This window comes from Natrinema sp. HArc-T2, assembly GCF_041821085.1.
Taxonomy (GTDB): Archaea; Halobacteriota; Halobacteria; order Halobacteriales; family Natrialbaceae; genus Natrinema.
Genome location: NZ_JBGUAZ010000003.1, coordinates 355,123 through 373,698, shown reverse-complemented (window position 1 = coordinate 373,698; position 18,576 = coordinate 355,123). Strand labels below are relative to the sequence as shown.

The 18,576-nt window shown below is 64.6% G+C and carries 17 protein-coding genes; 11 read left to right on the top strand and 6 right to left on the bottom strand.

Annotation, left to right across the window (positions count from 1 at the left end; translation table 11 throughout):
* The first annotated feature begins 234 nt into the window (after nucleotides 1–234).
* The 5 genes from ACERI1_RS09415 to ACERI1_RS09395 are packed head-to-tail and all read left to right on the top strand — an operon-like array spanning nucleotide 235 to nucleotide 5,593.
* Nucleotides 235–825, top strand: a complete 591-nt coding sequence (locus tag ACERI1_RS09415) for an acyltransferase (RefSeq protein WP_373617866.1) — start codon at nucleotides 235–237, stop codon at nucleotides 823–825.
* Nucleotides 822–2,030, top strand: a complete 1,209-nt coding sequence (locus tag ACERI1_RS09410) for a DegT/DnrJ/EryC1/StrS family aminotransferase (RefSeq protein WP_373617865.1) — start codon at nucleotides 822–824, stop codon at nucleotides 2,028–2,030. Before ACERI1_RS09415 ends, ACERI1_RS09410 begins: the two co-directional genes overlap by 4 nt.
* Nucleotides 2,027–3,052, top strand: coding sequence for a Gfo/Idh/MocA family oxidoreductase (locus tag ACERI1_RS09405; RefSeq protein WP_373617864.1), 1,026 nt, complete (start codon nucleotides 2,027–2,029; stop codon nucleotides 3,050–3,052). Before ACERI1_RS09410 ends, ACERI1_RS09405 begins: the two co-directional genes overlap by 4 nt.
* On the top strand, nucleotides 3,052–4,536 hold the full coding sequence (locus tag ACERI1_RS09400; RefSeq protein ID WP_373617863.1) for a nucleotide sugar dehydrogenase: 1,485 nt from the start codon (nucleotides 3,052–3,054) through the stop codon (nucleotides 4,534–4,536). Before ACERI1_RS09405 ends, ACERI1_RS09400 begins: the two co-directional genes overlap by 1 nt.
* Complete coding sequence (locus tag ACERI1_RS09395; RefSeq protein WP_373617862.1) at nucleotides 4,529–5,593, top strand: glycosyltransferase family 2 protein; 1,065 nt, start codon at nucleotides 4,529–4,531, stop codon at nucleotides 5,591–5,593. Before ACERI1_RS09400 ends, ACERI1_RS09395 begins: the two co-directional genes overlap by 8 nt.
* Here ACERI1_RS09395 and ACERI1_RS09390 read toward each other — a convergent pair.
* Both ACERI1_RS09390 and ACERI1_RS09385 read right to left on the bottom strand, forming a co-directional pair.
* On the bottom strand, nucleotides 5,578–5,790 hold the full coding sequence (locus ACERI1_RS09390; protein ID WP_373617861.1) for a hypothetical protein: 213 nt from the start codon (nucleotides 5,788–5,790) through the stop codon (nucleotides 5,578–5,580). The genes ACERI1_RS09395 and ACERI1_RS09390 overlap by 16 nt on opposite strands.
* Before the next feature lie 117 nt (nucleotides 5,791–5,907).
* Nucleotides 5,908–7,008 carry a DUF354 domain-containing protein gene (locus tag ACERI1_RS09385; protein WP_373617860.1) on the bottom strand — a complete coding sequence of 367 codons (1,101 nt, stop codon included), beginning with the start codon at nucleotides 7,006–7,008 and terminating at the stop codon, nucleotides 5,908–5,910.
* Between the two features lie 228 nt (nucleotides 7,009–7,236).
* Between ACERI1_RS09385 and ACERI1_RS09380 the strand changes: the two genes are divergently transcribed.
* Entirely contained in the window at nucleotides 7,237–8,226 is a 990-nt protein-coding gene (locus ACERI1_RS09380) for a glycosyltransferase (protein WP_373617859.1), read from the top strand.
* A gap of 42 nt (nucleotides 8,227–8,268) precedes the next feature.
* Here ACERI1_RS09380 and ACERI1_RS09375 read toward each other — a convergent pair whose 3' ends face one another.
* From ACERI1_RS09375 to ACERI1_RS09360, 4 genes are all read right to left on the bottom strand, one after another.
* Nucleotides 8,269–9,240: an NAD-dependent epimerase/dehydratase family protein gene (locus ACERI1_RS09375; protein WP_373617858.1), complete on the bottom strand. Its 972-nt coding sequence runs from the start codon at nucleotides 9,238–9,240 to the stop codon at nucleotides 8,269–8,271.
* A 5-nt stretch (nucleotides 9,241–9,245) separates the two neighbouring features.
* Entirely contained in the window at nucleotides 9,246–10,175 is a 930-nt protein-coding gene (locus tag ACERI1_RS09370) for a DUF362 domain-containing protein (RefSeq protein ID WP_373617856.1), read from the bottom strand.
* Nucleotides 10,172–11,284 carry a Gfo/Idh/MocA family protein gene (locus ACERI1_RS09365; protein WP_373617854.1) on the bottom strand — a complete coding sequence of 371 codons (1,113 nt, stop codon included), beginning with the start codon at nucleotides 11,282–11,284 and terminating at the stop codon, nucleotides 10,172–10,174. Before ACERI1_RS09365 ends, ACERI1_RS09370 begins: the two co-directional genes overlap by 4 nt.
* A 181-nt stretch (nucleotides 11,285–11,465) precedes the next feature.
* The gene (locus ACERI1_RS09360) at nucleotides 11,466–12,404 is read right to left on the bottom strand and encodes a polysaccharide deacetylase family protein (protein ID WP_373617853.1); all 939 of its coding nucleotides are present in this window, start codon (nucleotides 12,402–12,404) and stop codon (nucleotides 11,466–11,468) included.
* A 268-nt stretch (nucleotides 12,405–12,672) separates the two neighbouring features.
* Here ACERI1_RS09360 and ACERI1_RS09355 point away from each other — a divergent pair, with 268 nt between their 5' ends.
* The 5 genes from ACERI1_RS09355 (at nucleotide 12,673) to ACERI1_RS09335 (ending at nucleotide 18,517) form a co-directional block, all read left to right on the top strand.
* Entirely contained in the window at nucleotides 12,673–14,265 is a 1,593-nt protein-coding gene (locus ACERI1_RS09355) for an alkaline phosphatase family protein (protein WP_373617852.1), read from the top strand.
* A gap of 403 nt (nucleotides 14,266–14,668) precedes the next feature.
* Nucleotides 14,669–14,902 (top strand): hypothetical protein, encoded by a 234-nt coding sequence (locus tag ACERI1_RS09350; RefSeq protein ID WP_373617851.1) that lies wholly within the window; start codon nucleotides 14,669–14,671, stop codon nucleotides 14,900–14,902.
* 178 nt (nucleotides 14,903–15,080) lie between these two features.
* Complete coding sequence (gene wecB, locus ACERI1_RS09345; RefSeq protein ID WP_373617850.1) at nucleotides 15,081–16,136, top strand: non-hydrolyzing UDP-N-acetylglucosamine 2-epimerase; 1,056 nt, start codon at nucleotides 15,081–15,083, stop codon at nucleotides 16,134–16,136.
* Between the two features lies 1 nt (nucleotide 16,137).
* Nucleotides 16,138–17,187, top strand: coding sequence for a polysaccharide deacetylase family protein (locus ACERI1_RS09340; protein ID WP_373617849.1), 1,050 nt, complete (start codon nucleotides 16,138–16,140; stop codon nucleotides 17,185–17,187).
* Between the two features lie 4 nt (nucleotides 17,188–17,191).
* Nucleotides 17,192–18,517: a PGF-pre-PGF domain-containing protein gene (locus tag ACERI1_RS09335; RefSeq protein WP_373617848.1), complete on the top strand. Its 1,326-nt coding sequence runs from the start codon at nucleotides 17,192–17,194 to the stop codon at nucleotides 18,515–18,517.
* The last annotated feature ends 59 nt before the right edge of the window (nucleotides 18,518–18,576 follow it).

Here is an 18,576-nt window from a genome sequence, read left to right as displayed (position 1 = left end):
AACCACTCCGATAATACCGTAGTTCGTGGCTACACCCCCCGCAAGCCGGGGATAACAAAGCCTCGTTACCGGCTGTGTCTGCACGATCACCCACGCGGGTATCGATTAGACTATGCAACGAATACGCGACCACTCACGACGCCACGGAGCGGCTCAAACGTCCCCCTCGATTATCCGTCACGGTCGCTCGAGCGACCGTTGGGGAAGCCACGACAGGACTGGAGGTGGCATTCGATGAGCGAGACGGTACGAGATGTCGTCTCCGGTGATGGGTGTACGATCGACGACGACGCGACGGTCGGCTACGGCGAGTTCGACGAGCCGGCTCGGATCGGTGACGGTGCGACGATCAGAGCCGGTTCGATCGTCTACAGCGACGTGACGATCGGCGACGGGTTCGTGACGGGACACGACGTCTTAGTCCGCGAAGGGACGACGATCGGCGACGACGTGCTCGTCGGCACCAAGACGGTTATCGACGGCCAAACCGAGATCGGCTCACACGTCAGCCTGCAGACGAACGTCTACGTCCCAACGCAGACGACGATCGGCAACAACGTCTTCGTCGGCCCGGGTGCCGTGTTGACGAACGACGAGTATCCGATCCGGACCGACGCCGGACTCGAGGGCCCGACGATCGCCGACGGCGCGTCGATCGGTGCGAACGCGACGCTGTTGCCGGGTGTGACGATCGGCGAGAACGCGTTCGTCGCCGCCGGCGCGGTCGTCACCGACGACGTCCCGGCTAACACGTTAGCTGTCGGCACGCCGGCGACCGTCCAGCCACTTCCGGACCCGCTCGATAGGGCAAATCAGCTCGCATGACGGACACCGATACGAACCCCGAGGCCGAGTCCAGCATCGACGCCGGGACCGGGCCTGAATCTGATCCGACGGCCGACGGTGAGACTGGACGGGCGTCGACGCCCGTTCCGATCGCCGACCCGACGCTTAGCGACGAGGCCATCCAGCGGGTCGAGACTGTCCTCCAGGACGGTCGGCTCGCCGACGGACCGGAAGTCAGAGCCTTCGAGGAGGAATTCGCGGCCTACTGTGGGACCGACGCGGCGGTCGCGACGTCGAACGGGACGACCGCGTTACACGCCGCACTCGAGGCGGTCGGGCTCGAAGACGGCGCAGCGGTAATCACGTCGCCGTTTTCGTTCGTCGCGAGCGCGAACGCGATTCGACTTGCCGGCGGCACGCCCGTCTTCGCCGATATCGATCCCGAGACGTATACGCTCGATCCCGCCGACGTCCGACGAATTCTCGCAAACCGGGACGACGTCGTCGGGCTCTTGCCGGTCCACCTCTACGGACTGCCAGCCGACATGCCCGCCCTGTGTGCGATCGCCGACGAGCACGACTTGTTCGTCGTCGAGGACGCCTGCCAGGCCCACGGAGCCAAAGTCGACGGCGACCGCGTCGGCACCTGCGGTGATGCGGCCTGTTTCTCGTTTTACCCGACCAAGAACATGACCACCGGCGAGGGCGGGATGGTCGTCACCGACCGGGACGACATCGCTGACCGCGCAGCGAGCTTCGTCAATCACGGTCGGGATGTCAGCGGGACCGGCGGCTACGACCACGTCGCCCTCGGGCACAACTTCCGGATGACCAGTATCGCAGCGGCGATCGGTCGCGTCCAACTCGAGCAACTGTCCAGATGCAACCGCGCACGCCGCGAGAACGCCGCGTTCTACGACGAGGAGCTCGCCGACCTCCCGTTGGAGACGCCGACGGTGCCGACCGATCGACGACACGTCTATCACCAGTATACGGTGCGGACGGACGACCGGGACGCGCTCGCGGCGACGCTCGAGGAACGAGATGTCGGCACCGGAATCTACTACGAGACACCGATCCACCGCCAGCCGGCCTACGAGACGGTCAGCACCGCTGCGGCACAGCTCCCCGCGGCAGAACGGGCGGCCGACGAGGTGCTGTCACTGCCCGTCCATCAGGAGCTATCGACCGGCGACAGGCGAACCGTCGTCGAAGCAGTGCGAGATCACTTCACCACCCAATGAGTACGGATCGAGTAGCTGACGCGACGACCGACGAACAGACCCGGGCCGGCGTCATCGGCGTCGGCTCGATGGGCGAAAACCACGCGCGGGTGTACGCCGAACTGCCCCGTGTCGAACTGGTCGGCGTCACCGACCACGACGACGAGGTTGCCAGCCGCGTCGCCGACGAGTACGACACCGAAGCAGTCTCGCTCGAGTCGCTTCTCGAGCGCTGTGATGTCGTGACGGTGGCCGTCCCGACACATGCTCACTACGAGACGGTCTCGACCTGTCTCGAGGCTGGCGTTCACGTCTTGGTCGAGAAACCGATCGCCGAAACCGTCCAACAGGGTCGAAAGCTGGCCGAACAGGCACACGACGCGGGGCTGGTCTTGCAGGTCGGCCACATCGAGCGGTTCAACCCGGCAGTGCAGACTGTCGCGGAGCTGATCGACGACTTAGATGTGATCAGCGTTGCAGCCGAACGACTCGGGCCGCCGATCGATCGCGTGGCACCAGGTAACGTCATCTACGACCTGATGGTCCACGACGTCGACGTCGTCGGCGCGATCCTCGACGAGCGACCCCACTCCGTCGCCGCGATGGGCACTGACGACGGCCAGTATGCTACCGCGACGATCGAGTACGATGACGTCGTCGCGACGGTGACGGCGAGTCGCGTCACCCAGAAGAAAGTACGCCGGCTCACCGTGACCGCTCGGGAGTGTCTCGTCGAAGTCGACTATCTCGAGCAGTCAGTGCTGATCCACCGCGATTCCTATCCCGAATACCTCGCGGACGATGGTCAATCCCGGTATCGCCACGAGAGCGTCGTCGAACGGCCCCGCGTCGACACCGGCGAGCCGCTTCGCAACGAACTCGAGTCGTTCGTTGAGGCAGCCAGAACCGGCTCCGATCCCGAGGTAACGGTCGAAGACGGGATCGAGGCGCTCAAAACTGTCCAGCTGATCGACCGGCTCGCGATGGGGACAAGCGACGATGCGGACGGCGAGTCGTCACGGGAACCGGAGGTGGAAGTCTGATGGCGGAGCGTTCGACCGACACGAGCGCTGGCACCGGCACCCAGGCGACTGACCGGCTCTACGGCTCGAGGCTGTCGCCCGACCGACAGCGCGAGCGTCTGACAAGCGGCGAGGTTCCGGTCGCCGTCTACGGACTCGGCAAGATGGGGCTGCCGCTGGCGGCGGTCTACGCCGAGACGACGGGGAACGTGACCGGCGTCGACGTTGACCCTGCCGTCGTCGAGACGATCACCGACGGTGAGAGTCACGTCGTCGGCGAGCCCGGACTCGATGCCCTCGTCGCCGAGCAGGTCGATTCGGGGCGGCTCGTGGCCACGACCGACGGCCCGGCGGCAGCCACGGCGGCCCAGATTCACGTTATCATCGTCCCGACGCTGTTGGACGACGAGAACGAGCCCGATCTCACGACGGTCGAGTCGGTCGTCGACGACATCGCAGCCGGGCTCGCACCCGGCGATTTAGTGATCGCCGAGTCGACCCTGCCGCCGGGAACCTGCCGTGACGTGCTACAACCCCATCTCGCAAGCGAGAGCGGCCTCGAGCCCGACACGTTCGGGCTCGCCTTCTGTCCCGAACGGACGTCTTCGGGCACCGCCTTGCGCGACATCCGCGGCCAGTACCCCAAGGTCGTCGGCGGTCTCGACCCGGAGAGTACGCGCGCAGCGACGATCGTCTACGACGAACTCTCGGACAACGACGTCCACCCTGTCTCGGACGCGACGACCGCGGAGGCGGTCAAGGTGTTCGAGGGAGTCTACCGGGACGTCAACATCGGGCTGGCAAACGAACTGGGCCGGCTCGCAGACGAACTCGAGATCTCGGTCCGCGAAGCGATCGACACGGCTAACGACCTGCCGATGTGTCAGCTTCACGATCCCGGTCCCGGCGTCGGCGGCCACTGCATTCCGTACTACCCACACTTCCTGCTCGGTCGCACCGACGAGCCGATGGCCGTCACCGAGACGGCCCGCCAGGTCAACGACGAGATGCCCGCAGTCGTCGTCGACCGCCTCGAGCGAGAACTCGCAGCAATCGACACCGACCTCGCGGACGCGTCGGTCGTCGTCCTCGGCGTCACGTACCGCCCGGGCGTCGAGGAAACGCGCGCTTCCCCGGCACTGGGCGTCATCGACACGCTGTCCGAGCGCGGGGCCGAGGTCGCCGGCATCGACCCGCTGGTCGACCCAGCTGACTACGGCGCACGGTCGGTGGCGATCGACGAGCTCCCCGACGAGGCGTTCGACGCTGCCGTCCTCGTCACGCCCCACGCGGCGTTCGAGCGAATCGACTGGCCCGCCCTCGAGCCGATGGTCGTCGTCGACGGTCGGGACGCGGTTGACCTCTCGGAGACCGCCCATCGGGAGTACGATCTGGCGGGCTCGAGCGGCGGACGGCCGCCGCGTGGCTCGCGTGGCCGCGACAGCGCCACCCGGGATGGGGCCGGGCCGAGGAGCGCGACAACCGACGGAGGCAACGATGTATAAGGGAAAACGGATCGCTGTCGTCGTGACAGCCTACGACGAGGCGGCGTTCGTCGGTCGCGTCATCGAGACGATTCCCGACTTCGTCGATCGGGTCTACGCCGTCGACGATGCGTCGCCGGACGGCAGCTGGCAGGTGATCCAGCGGGTCGCAACGCGAGTCAACGCCGAGAGCGAGGTGGCCGATCAGGCGCTCACGGCGACCGACGGTGGCGACGAGCGACGCGTCGTGCCGATCCGCCACGCGGAAAACCGGGGCTACGGCGGGGCGGTCAAAACCGGCTACCGCCGCGCCGTCGCAGACGATATCGATGTCGTCGCAGTGATGAACGGCGACGGGCAGATGGACCCGACAATCCTCGATCGAATCATCGACCCGGTCGTGACCGGTGAAGCCGACTACGCCAAGGGGAATCGGCTGCTTCACGCTGACGACCGCGAGGACATGTCGACGTTCCGCTTTGTCGGGAACGCGATGCTCACCGGCCTCTCGAAGTTCGCGTCGGGCTACTGGTCGCTCGGCGATCCCCAGAACGGCTACACCGCCATCTCGAGCGAGACGATCGAACGACTCGAACTCGACGAGATTACTGACCAGTACGGCTTCCTCAATCACCTGCTGACACACTTAAACGTCGCAGGGTGTCGCGTCGCCGACGTTCCCATGTCGGCGATCTACGGCGACGAGGACAGCAGCATCAAATACGGCCCGTTCATCCGGTTCGTCTCCCTGCTGTTGCTGCGGAGCTTCTACTGGCGGTTGAAGACCCGATATGTGGTCCGCTCGTTCAACCCGGCCGTCGTCTACTACGCTGTCGGCTCGCTGGGACTGGCCGGCGGACTGGCTGGCCTCGTCGGCTCGGCTGTCCGAGCGGTCCGCGGCGACGATGCCTTTGCTGGCGGTCTTTCGTCGTTCGTCGCCACCCTGCTCGGACTCGTCTCGCTTGGCAGTGCCATCCGGCTCGATGCCGAGGCAAACGAGGACCTCGAGGTGTCGTGTGACGAGAACAGTCAGCCAAGCGACGGCGACGCTCGAGCGCCGGCTTACTCGATGGAGTAAGTGACGATCTCGTTGCTTTCGCAGGTCGGACACTGGGCGGTTCCGGTCGGGACGTTCGTTCCGCAGTGTCGACACTCACAGACCACCGTGACCGAATCGACGCCGTCACCGCTCTCGTCAGCTGCGTCGATCTTCGACCGCTCGGTCGCGGTCTCAGTCTCCGAAAACAGGCCAGTGAGTAGTGTAGAGAGACTCATAGAACGGAGCTACCCGGCTCTTTTCTGGAGATCGATATAAGTTTTTCGTGACAGATCGACCACTGTCTGGTTCGCAGATCAGTTCGACCGCCCCGGCGTCACACCTTGGTAGCGACGTTATATCGTCCGTGATCGGGGCTGTAACACTTGCTTCGTCGATCGGTCGAGTCGCTCGACGGTGCCGCGGGATTCTGCCACGTCGACGAGCAGGTCGGTCAGGTTCACGAGGTCGCCGACGTACTCCTGTCGGCGTTGCTCCCACCGCTCGGCGATCTCGTCGTCGGCGAGCACCTCGAGCGAACGATCCCGAACCGCCTCGTAGCTGTCGAACTGCTCGGCGAGGCCGGCGCGCTCGAGTGCCTGGAACTCACCGTACTCGTGGTCGTCGGTGCCGCGATACCGGAACGCCGGGGTGCCAAGCAGCGCGGCCTCGGTGGCCATGGTGCCAGTGTCGGCAACCAGCAACTCGGCGTCGGCCATCGCGTTGTGGATCAACGCGGGATGGAGGTCGTAGGGCCGTGCCGGCAACTCTCGAAGGTCCAACTCGTCGCCCTCGTCGGAGACGAAGACCGTCGCGACCTCGCTCAGTCGTTCGATCAGGTCCCGTCGCTGGTCGGGACGGAACCCCTCGAGATCAGCGTCGTGCAGTGCATCGAGGGCGTTGAATCGAACCAGCACGTACGGCTCGTCCGGATCGACGTCGAGGTATGTCCGGACGTCGGTAGTAGGCTCGAAAACGTCGGGGTGGAGATAGGCACATTCTTTGAAGCCGTCGAAGGTGTAGTGGGCGTCGCCGAGATCGCGGCGTGTCACGGCTGGCGAGAGGATACAGTCGGCAAAGGGCTGAGAGACGGTGTGGTTGAAGTCGCCGGGCTCGTCGTCGAGGACGAGGACGATCGGCGTCCGCGAGAGCGTGCCGGCGTAGGCCGCGTAAGGCCCCCGCCCGAAGACGACGTCGGGATCGAACCGGAGCGCTTCGAGACCGATCGTCAGGAATTGCCCACCCACCTCGCGAGCGAATCCGAGTTTCGAGTACCCCTCCGTCCGGTGGTCACCATACACCCGGTAGGGCAACTCGAAGTACTCGAGTAGGTCGATCGTACAGGCGTACTCCCTGGTGAGCACGAGTACGTCGTGGCCCGCTCGCTCGAGGCGGTCGACGGCGTGTCGATACAGATGGACGTGGGCTGGCGTATTCGCCAAGACGAGGATCCGCATCGCGCTCGAGTACCCGTCCGCAGCTCTTTGTAATCGGATCGCTACAGGCGGGCCCGCTAGAGCGCGCTCGTCTGCGACTCGAACAGGTCCGTGTACGTGAGAGAAACCATCGCCGTTGGCTGCGCCGCCGAGCGGACGAGATGCGTATTCACGCATTGACCAGCGCGTCAGCGCCTGCACCACGCCGGATAACAAAACGCGGGCGGGCCGTTTCGCCCGGCAGTCGACATGGACGTCCTCACCCTCACCACGTACGCGGACGCGCCGTTTATGACCCAGCAGATGGCTGCACTCGAGGAACGAGGCGTCTCGTTTTCGACGCTCTCGGTGGCCGGCGAGGTCGCCGCCGACGTCGACCGCAGCCCGACGGATTACCTCCGGACCGTCCCGCGGGTGATCCGGGAGGCGAGAACCGGCGACTACGATCTGATCCACGCCCACTACGGGCTGACGGGGCCGATGGCACTCGCCCAGCTTCGCAAACCGGTCGTCCTCTCGCTGTGGGGCTCGGACGTCCACGGTCCCGTCGCCCCCATCAGCCGGCTGTCGGCGCGGTTGTGCGACGAAGTCGTCGTTATGTCCGAAGAAATGCGTACGACACTCGGGATCGACTGTCGGGTGATTCCCGACGGTGTCGACCTCGAGCGATTCACGCCGAAGCCACAGGCACAGGCCAAACGCCGGGTCGGCTGGGACGACACCGACGCCGCCGACGTGCTCTTTCCCTACCCGCCGGCCCGCGAGGTGAAAAACCACCCGCGGGCCGAACGGATCGTGACAGTCGTCGGCAACCTCCTCGAGCGACCGGTGCGGCTCCGAACCGTCCACGGCGTCGCCCACGACGCCGTTGCGGACTACATGAACGCTGCCGACGCGCTGTTGTTGACCTCCGACAGCGAGGGCTCGCCCAACTCGGTGAAAGAAGCGCTCGCCTGCAACTGCCCCGTCGTCGCCACGGACGTCGGCGACGTCCAGGAACGACTCGCCGGCGTCGAACCCTCCCACGTAGCCTCGAGCGACGAGGAGTTGCTTCGGGGGCTCATCGACGTTCTCGAGCGCGACGAGCGATCGAACGGTCGTGAGGCTGCCCGCGAGGTGAGCATCGACCGGACAGCGGATCGAATGCTCGCGGTCTACGAGGCGGCCACGGGACAGGCAGTCGAGACTGGGACAGAAAGCGAGACACGGCACGTACAGGGAGGGGTCTGGCTCGAGTAGGGCCACTCGGAGCCCGACGAACGGAGACGCTGTCGTTCGACGCTACTGCACGTCCGCCCGATACCACTCCATCGCGTCAGGCACGTGAGCCTCGAGCGGTCGATACTCGTATCCCAGCTCCTCGTTTGCCTTTCTCGAGGTGTAAAACAGCCGCTGGGTCGCGAGGTCGGCCATCTCTCGATCGAAGGGGAACACGCGCCGATCGGCGACGGTGCCGACGAGTTCGGCGACGGGCCCGGCAGCGCGGATCGCGGTCGCAGGAACACGAATCCGTGCTGGCGACCCGTCGGTCGCGTCGGCGATCCGGGCGACCGCGCGATCGAAGGTGAGGTTCTCGCCGCCGAGGATGTAGTGGTCGCCGCTGGTGCCGTGTTCGGCGGCTGCCACCAGTCCGTCGACGACATCCGCGACGCCGACGATGCTCAGCCCGCCGGGGAGATGGGCCGGCATCGTCCGTTCGACACCCATCGCGAGCAGCTGGGCGGTGAACGCCTCGTCGCCAGGGCCGAAGATCGACGTCGGGTGGACGGTGACGGCGTCCCCATTTGCTCGTGCGTAGCGGTCGACCAGCTCTTCAGCCGCGGCCTTCGAGGACTGGTAGGCTCCGATCGGGTCGGCCACGTCCGTCTCGTCGGCGACGTCGTCGTCCCCCTGCGGTCGGCGCGTCCCGGCGGTGCTGGTAAAGACGACCCGTCCCACGCTGCCGTCGCGACAGGCTGCGAGCACCCGCTCGGTCCCGTCACGGTTGACTTCCCAGATGGTCTCGGGGCCAGCACTCCAGAGACCGATCCCCGCGAGATGAAAGACGACGTCGGCCCCGTCGACGAGCGAGCGCAACGTCTCGTCGTCGGCGAGGTCGCCGACGTGCCACTCGACCCCCTCAAGCCCGTCCCGATCCGAGGTCGGTCGACTGAGTCCGTGGACCTCCCAACCCTCGGCGAGCAAGCGCTCACAGAGTTGCGAGCCGAGAAAGCCGGTCGCGCCCGTGACCGCCGCAGTCGGTGTGTCGGCCATCGCGGTCACTGACCTCCCTCGATCTGTGGCGGGACGGCGTCGCCCGCGACCGCCGCGTAGACGCGGTAGGCGGTCGAGACGGCTGGATGTGGTGAATCCGAAGGCGGCAGATCGCCGTCCGGGATCGTGGCCCGAAGCCGATCGAAATCGACGGTCTCGCTTTCGACAGACACCGGCTCCTCGTCCTCGCGGACCGTCTTCAGCGCGTCGTCGGTCTCGAGTGAGCGCCCGAGTAATGAACTCGCGACGGCGTCGACCGCCGATGGCGAACCCGAAAACAGGACGTTTGCCGCGACCGGCTCGCCGCCGTAGGCGGTCGTCGCGTCGACGATGGCGACCGCGGGGTCGACGATGGGTCTCGTTGCGACGGGAACGCGAGCCGGCGTCGCGTCGCAGTCGATCGACGCCGCGAGCGTGCGCATCGCACCGGCGACCGGTCCCGCGGCAGTCGGTCGAAGCGACGGGACGACCACGACGGTACTCTCGACGAGCCGCTCGGGAACCGAGAGCGCGACCGGCGTCCCGTCGACCGAGCAGACCTCGTCGAGTCGAGGTTCGTCCGCTAGATCGACGAGCGTCGCGTCGAATCGCTCGAGCAGGCTCGTGTAGCCGAGATAGTCCGCCGTTCGGTCGAACGCGATCCGGTCGTCGCTCGCGCCCGCGACGGCGATCTCGGCATCGGTCTCGTCCTCGAGATGAGCGACCATCGCGCCGATGACGGCTGGATCGGTGACCATTCCCGAGGAGGGGTGAAACGGGTAGTGGGCGTCGGGAACGAGCGTGATCCGATCGGCGTCGGCGAGCGCCTCGAGCGAAGGGGACAAAACATCTCGCATGGACGACTCGAGGTGAGTCAGCCGGGCATCGATGTCCGGAATCCAGCCGCCGCGGCGGGCCGCGTCGACGGCGACCGCGCGGACCGACGCCGCGCTCATAGGGTCACCTCCGGCGGCTCGAGTGTGTCGGCGTCAGCGTCGCTCTTCTGTGCGGCCAACTCGTAGGCCTGCTCGGCGAGTGCGAGCGTGCGTCGACCGTCGGCCCCGTCGACCGGCGGCGTCTCGTCCTCGCGGATCGCATCACAGAAGTCCGCCAGCGCGTCGTAGTGGGCCTGCAGGTAGAACGTCGGCCCGAAGACAGCAGGTTCGTCACGCGTGAATCGGCTCGCAACGTTCGAGAGGGCGGATTTGGCCGCGCTGGCATAGAAGTTCTCGGGCAAGTGGTCCTGATTGCTGATCGTACCAGTGATGCCCTCGAGACGCAGTCGAGTGTTGACCTCGGGCAGTTGTTCCCACTGGTAGGAGCCACAATGGAGCGTGACCGTCGTTCCCGTCTCCGGGGCGTCCATGAGCACGGTCGCGGCGTCCTCGACGTCGACCTCGAGCGTTCGTCCCATCGACGCATCACGCACTTCGAGTTCGCCGAACAGCCATTCCAAGACGTCGAAGCAGTGGACGCCGAGCTCGAGTAAAGAGCCGCCGCCGGCCGCCTCCCGGTCGAGCGGCCACGACGGCGGTGCGCGCTCTGCCGGCGGTCGGCCGAGCGGTCCGTCGTTGAGTCGGGTGATCGAGGCGTAGGGAACGTGGCCGACCCGACCCTCGTCGTAGGCGGTTTTGACACCGGCCATATCCGGCTGGTAGCGCAGCGTGTGATCGACGCCGACGGCGATGTCTGCCTCGCGAGCGGTCGCGAGCAGCTCGTCGGCCTCGTCTGTCGAGCGCGCCAGCGGCTTCTCGACGAAGACATCGACACCGGCATCGGCAGCCTGCTCGACCGCGTCGGCATGGAGAAACGGCGGAAGGGAAACGACTGCCGCGTCCAGCTCCTCCGAGGCCAGCAGTGTCGTGTAATCGTCGTACGTGCGCGAAGCGCCGGCGCGTTCGGCTCGATCGCGGTTCTCGGGGACGGCGTCGGCAGCGGCGACGGCCTCGACGCCCGGCATCGCGACTGCCGACTTCAGGTGTACCAGCCCGATGTTCCCGACGCCGAGTATGCCAAGCGACAGCGCGCTCGAGTCTGTCAACCGATTCAGAAGCGTTGGTGCCATCTGCTCGCACACGGGGCGGCAGCGGGCTTTGTTATCGGCGTCGTATCTGTTCGTGGCACTCGTGTAGTGTGCTCATTCATTGAGCGCGCCGAACGACACGAGGGAGCGGTCGATCCGACGCAACTCGCGAGCGAATCTGTACGGACCGGCATCCAAAACAGGCGAGACCAAAAGAACTGCGTCAGCTCCGGCTCATCGTCGGTCGAACGTCGGCTTCAGCAGTGATCCCGCCAGTCACGCGGTGGACGACGTCGGCCATCGTCTCGACGGTGAGGTCGGTCTCGGCACGGCGCTGTGCGAGATAGGACAGGATCGCCCGCATGCGCCGGTCATCACGCTCGTGTGTCAGGTTGTTGGGATGGAGCCACATATGGAAGATCCCGTCGTGGTCTGTCGCCTGATCGATGCCGTAACGAGCGAGCGCAACCATCGGATCGTCCCAGACCGATTCAGCGACCGTCCGTACAGAGCCCTCGAATCCGAAGAGAAACAGCGAGGCTGGAATGTCAACGAGTCCGTATTCATCGATCGTCGGTGTCACGAGCAACGACTTGTTAAGCACCGTCAGGTCGAAGATACACCGGATACCGTATCGGGTCGGTGACCGGCTGCGATAGGCCGTAATTCCCTGTTCAGCCAACACGTCTCGATGTCCCACTGCGTTGCGCGGATAGATGAACGAGTCGACCGACTGGTTCCAGTCAGCGGCGATCTCGAGGCTGCGCTCGAGTTCGGCGACCGCGAGTTCGCGATCCGTCTCCGGGCGTCCAAAGAGGACGTGCGAAAAGGAGTGGCTGGCGAACTCGTGATCGACGTCCGACTCGAGGACGTCCCGGACGAGATCGGGGCCAAAGCGGATCTCTTCCCGATCTTGCCAGTCGGTTCGTTCCCGCTCGAACCAGCCATCGGGGGCTGGGTGATCGGCATGTCTCCCATCACAGGACTCGAGCATGAGATGGCCGACGACTGCCCAGGTCGCCGGAATCCGATACTCCTCGAGCAGATCGACCATGACTGACCAGCCCCGACGACCGGCAGCAACCCGTTTCGCTGGCGGATTCGGGAGATCGTGAAATCCCCAGCCGAGTTCTGCATCGAGAGAGAGCACTACGCTTCCCACAGCAACCACCTGGTTTGAACCGGTGCCATATCCGGGTCCGTCACCCGTAGCGGGCTTTGTTATGCCCGTCTTTTCACAGCCGGCGACGCCCACCAGCATGTGTGTTGATAACATGCGTAGAACGGGGCAGAACAGCCCCTGAGACGTGTATTAATGCCATCGAACAGGGACACGTCAGTTGCCCTGGGTGGTGAATCATCTCTATAACAAAGCGGAACTCGGCCAACGTGGGGGACAGCAGGCGTCTTCGACGTCTCATACTGTAATCATGAGCGGACCTACAGCCCCTTCCGAGCGAGCGTTCGTGCTCGGACTCGACGGCGTGCCGTGGAGACTCATCGAGCAATGGAGCGACGAGGGCAAACTCCCGAACGTCGCCCGGATGCGCGAGGAGGGCGCATCGGGCACGCTCGAGAGCACTCGTCCGCCGACGACGCCACTCGCATGGCCGTCGATCGCAACGGGAGTCTGGCCGGACAAACACGGCATCTACGGCTTTCAAAACCTCTCGTCGGAGTACAGCCACGAGATGTACACGAGCCACGACCTCGCACAGCCGGCGCTGTGGGATCTGCTCGGCCCCTCTCACGTCGGGAACGTTCCGATGACGTATCCGGCCCGCGAGATCGACGGCACCATGGTCACGGGCATGATGACGCCCTCGACGGATCGGGAGTTCGCGCGGCCACCCGACCTGCAAGCCGAGATCGAATCTCGGATTCCTGACTACGAGATCAGTCTCGATTATCACAAGTACGGCGACCGGCTGGACGACTTCGAGGTCGCCGTCGACGACATGCTGGCGAAACGCCGCGACCTGATGCGTCTCCAGATGGACCGGGCCGGCGAGGACTGGCAGCTGTTTTTCTTCGTCTACACCGCTCCCGACCGGTTCCAGCACCTCATCTGGGACATGGATCGGCTGTTAGAACACTACAAGCAACTCGATGAAATCCTCGGCGAAGTCATGGAGTACACCGACGACCACGACGCGGACCTCTACGTCGTCTCCGATCACGGCTTCGGTCCGATCGACCAGCTCGTCTACGTCAACCGGATTCTCGAGCAAGAAGGCTACCTGTTTCGCCGCGAAGACGACGGGACGCGCGGCGCACTCGCAAGCCTCGGGATCTCTCGGGACGCGATCACCAGCGCGCTCAGTCGCGTGGGAATCACTGAAAAGACGCTCGTCGAGTCGCTGCCCCGACAGCTGGTCGACTCGGTGGCCGCACAGATCCCCGGAGATCACGCCCTCTACGACGTCGACTTCGACCGCACCGTCGCGTTCGTCCACGATACCGGGAACTGCTATATCAACGACAGCGACCGCTTCGAGGATGGCATCGTCTCGCCGAGCGAAATCCCACGGGTAAAAGCGGATATTAAAGCTGCCCTGGAGTCGGCGACCGACGACGAGGGCACGCCACTGCTCGAGGTCTTCGACGGCGAGGAACTGTTCCCGACCGACGAGGACGCTCCCGATCTGGTCGTCTGTGGCAGAGAGACCTACGAGTCACGCAGCACGGTCTCCGACGAGGTCCTCGGCGACACCGGTGTCTACGATGCGAGCCACCGCAGCGAGGGGATCATGCTGTGTCGCGGGCCGTCGATCGACGCTGGCGCGACGCTTCGCGGGGCGCGCGTGGTCGATATCGCACCGACCCTGCTGCACGGAATCGGCGAGCCGGTGCCGAAAAACGCCGACGGCAGAGTGTTGTTCGACGCGTTCGCCGCGGAGACGTCCCCTGCGACGACGAAAGTCGAGCGCGCAGCCGTCGCCCAGATCGACACCGGTGGCGACGTCGACGAGGACTTTGACGACGTCGAGGACCGGCTGAAGGGGCTCGGTTACATGGAGTAACGGTTCCGCGGTGAGGAACGTGAGCCGACGATCGGGCCGGTTGTCACAGTTGTGCTGAATGGGCCGAGCTGTCGTCACGCTGTCCCGGTGTGGGCCCACAGGGCGGTCACGGATCCGCCGGCACTGACTGCCAGCGGACCGCCTGAGCAGAGGGCGTTTTGGAAAGAGTATACCAGGATCCCCAAAGCGAACGGCACGACAGCGTAGCGTGCTGCTACTGAGCGTAGGACGCAGCTATTGCCCATCAAGTGATGCGTGTCGAACATAAGCTATTGTATAATTAAGCATCGCCGGGAAGACAGGATTTCGTATACATGCCGAGACGCCACCTCGATCGAACGCGGACGACGAGAGCGAAATCGTGGTGGCCCCCTCGAGCGTGTCCCCCAACAACGTGATGTCAATGAACATACGAAAAATCCTGTTCGGGATCGCAAGCGTCGTACTTGGCGTCCTCGCACTGCTCGGCTCCGGTGTGTTCGCCTCGCACAACAGCCAGGAGTCGGACCGCTCCGAGTCGCCCACGACTGTACAGTTCGATCAAACCGATGTGGCGTCGGGTCGCGACTCGTCTCAAGCGACGACACGTCGCGAGTCGGCGAAACGCCACGTTGACCCGATTTTCCGACTGCCGTAGTCTCGCTGTTTCCGTCTAGTCCGGCAGTCATCGTCGTTTCGAGCTGCCAGAGTGACAGTACAAGCTGAAACTCGGTTACGCGATTATTTACTAACACTGTCTCTGTGTCACTCGAGATACAGTTCAACCAGACTATGATCCAGCACGCAGTCGTAAAACCGGACGGGGTGACCGCTCGATGAACGTTCTGTCGGTCGTCGGTGCGAGGCCGCAGTTCGTCAAGGCAGCCGCCGTCTCACAGCAGCTTCGCGGCGCTCACGACGAACTCCTCGTTCACACTGGCCAACACTACGATCCAGAACTCTCCGAGGTGTTCTTCGAGGAACTCGCGTTACCCAAGCCGGCGTTCCACCTCGGCGTCGGGTCCGGTCCCCACGCCACCCAGACCGCCGAAATGATGATCGAGTTAGAGCAGATCGTCGACGAGGAGTCGCCCGACGTCGTCCTCGTCTACGGAGACACCAACTCGACGCTCGCAGCCGCGCTCGTTGCGGCAAAATCGTCGACCCAGCTCGCACACGTCGAAGCCGGCTTGCGCTCGTACGACTGGTCGATGCCCGAAGAGGTCAACCGCCGTCTGACAGATCACTGTTCAGATATCCTCTTCGCGCCGGGCCAGCACGCAAAGGAAACCCTCGCACAGGAGGGAATTTCGGAGAACGTGTTCGTCCCCGGTGATGTCATGTACGATACGCTGTTACAGATCCGAGACCGGCTTTACGGCATCGAGACCGGACTCGATGTCCCCGACGAATACGTGCTCGCAACCGTCCACCGGGCGAAGAACACAGACGATCGGGACAGGCTCGAGTCGATCATCGACGCCTTCGGCCAGTTACACGTCCCGGTCGTCTTCCCCGCTCACCCGCGTACAGTGACAGCACTACAGGAGTACGGACTCTGGGATCGAGCGACCGAGTCGGCTCGCGTTATCGATCCCGTCACCTACGGCCAGTTCATTACGCTCGTCGAGGACGCGGTCTGTGTGGCGACGGACTCCGGCGGCGTCCAGAAGGAGGCGTTCTACCTCGATACGCCGTGTGTCACCCTGCGGGAGACGACCGAATGGATCGAAACGGTCGACGCCGGCTGGAACACCCTCGTCGGCGCAGGGACGAGCGAAATCGTCGACGCCGTTCGCGCTGCCGTCGATCCGCCGGCCAAGCCGGATCTGTACGGCAACGGGAACGCAGCCGCTCGTATCGTCGACCAACTCGAACGGAGCGTTCGCTGAGATGAGTGAGACGACCGCCCGGCGATCGCACGCCGACTCGAGAGTCACGGAGACGCACCCTCGTTCGTCTGCACTGCCCGCTTCGACAGCTGAGTTCATCGACGATCTACCGCGAGCTCGTGGTTTGCTTCCGGACGATGCGACGTTCGCACTCTGTCTGACACACGACGTCGATCGACCGTACAAGGGGATTCGATCGTTCTACTACGCCGCTCGAGAACGCCCTACATATCATCTGCGAACCGCACTCTCGTCGGCCAATCCCTACTGGCAGTTCGAAGACATCATGGCCCTCGAGGACGACCTGGGTGTTCGCTCGGCGTTTTACTTCCTGAACGAACAACACCTGCTGGCCGACCGACCGATCGGCGAATGGGTCTCACCGACACACTGGGTCCAGCATCTTGGCCGCTACGACGTGACCGCATCCGAACTCGTCGACGTTATCCGCGACTTAGCCGACAGTGGGTGGGAAGTCGGCCTGCACGGTTCGTATCACTCCGCAGACGACCTACTGCGGCTCCACGAAGAAAAAACGCTGCTCGAGGACGTCCTCGGCGGCCCCATCACCGGCGGTCGACAGCATTACCTGAATCTCACCGTGCCGGAGACGTGGCAGTACCACCGCGCGATCGGCCTCTCGTACGACGCGACGCTTGGCTCGAGTACGGAATGTGGCTTCCACGCCGGCTACCACCCACTTCGTCCCTTCGACGACGACTTCCTCGTTTTCCCGCTGACGATCATGGAGCAAGCACTGCCGGATCCGGCGTCCGATCTCGAGGCTGCCCGCGAGACCTGCGAGCGGCTCCTGCAGGAAGCCGCAGCGAACGGCGCCGCTATGACGGTCCTCTGGCATCCGCGGTATTTCAACGAACGAGAGTTTCCCGGGTACCGGGGCTTGTATCGGTGGCTCATCGAGCGAGCGGCGGACCTCGGTGCGTGGATCGGACCACCTCGAGCGCTGTGCGCTGATGATGAAGGGGGCCGATCCAAGCAAGTCGTACAGAGGCGACAGCCAGCAAATTCCACTTCACCCACGAGAGACTAAACCCATGAAGAAACAGCACGTAACGATCGCCGTACTCATCGGGATGTTGGTCGTCGGCAGTACCGGCGGCGTTACCGGCCAGTCCCATTCACCGGCTGTCTCGTCGTCGGCACAGGTGCGTTCGCCACCAGCCGACTCGTACGTCGTCGAACAAGGTTCGTTCTGTCAACCGATCGAACCGCTGTCGTCCGACGGGACGATCGAATCGTTCTACGAGTATCGGAGCCACGAAACACACCCAGACGATGTCGAACGACGCTACAGTTCGTACGGGACGACACAGCTCCAGCGTGATGACACGAGCACCCTCTTCCTCTATCAGGGGCCAGACGGACTGAGCCTCGGGATGGTCCACGATCGGCTTGGCGGTGAGTCGGATGGAGCGCTCGTCACGCTCGAGTTCGTTGGCCTGCCACACGAGAGCGAGTGGGCCGTAAAAGACGATAACTACACAGGTGAAACGAGAATGGACGAGTTCGATCGCGGTGATGGGTGGGCGTCTGCATCCTGGGCGTATCGAGACGGTCGAACTGACGGTGGTGCGCTGCGAGGCGGCCTCGACAGTGAATTCGCCGTAACCGTCCACCCCCGATTCAACGAGAACTCGGCGTTTGCAGGGGCAGACCTGCCTGTTTCCGGAATACCAGAAACGGGCGGGATCGAAGAGTGGGACGTGCTCTCCGGCAGCGCCGAGAACCCGGATCGGACATCCCTTCCGTCGCTCGACGAGCCAGTCACGATCCGAACCGGCACCTGTGAGGGGCCGTCCGTGACGCACGACCGGACCAGCGACGGGATCACTGCAACCGTGACAAACGCCGCGCCGGACGACCCCGTCGGCGTGCAACCGACGGCAGGGACGGACGACGGCGTTCGCTTCGAACGGCTCGAGCTGACCGGTATCGACGGCGATGCGTCGCTCACGTTCGAAAGCCGCTTCTCGGAACTCTCCGAGACACCACCTGCCGACGTCGAGCCACTTTCGTATCTGACGGTCGCGGAGCAGTCAGGGACCGATAACACGTCGGCGACGGTCTCGTTTACCGTCTCGAAAGACCGTCTCGAGGAGCGCGGACTCGAGGCGGACGAGGTTGCACTCTACGAGCAACACGGTGACGAGTGGACTGCCGTCGAAACAACGGTCAGCGACGAGTCCGACGACACATATCACTTCGAAGCGGACGTGACATCGCTCTCGAGACTCGCCGTCGCACCGAACCCGGATGCGGCCAGCGCGGGTTCGATCGGCCTCATCGGGATCGGAGTGGGGCTCGCTGCCGGCGCCGTGCTGGGCCTTGGCTGGCTGATGACGACGCGCGCCCGTGACTGATCGCACCGCGATAGAGATTCGTCGTCGCTCGTGACGACGAGCCACGCACTGTGACTGCG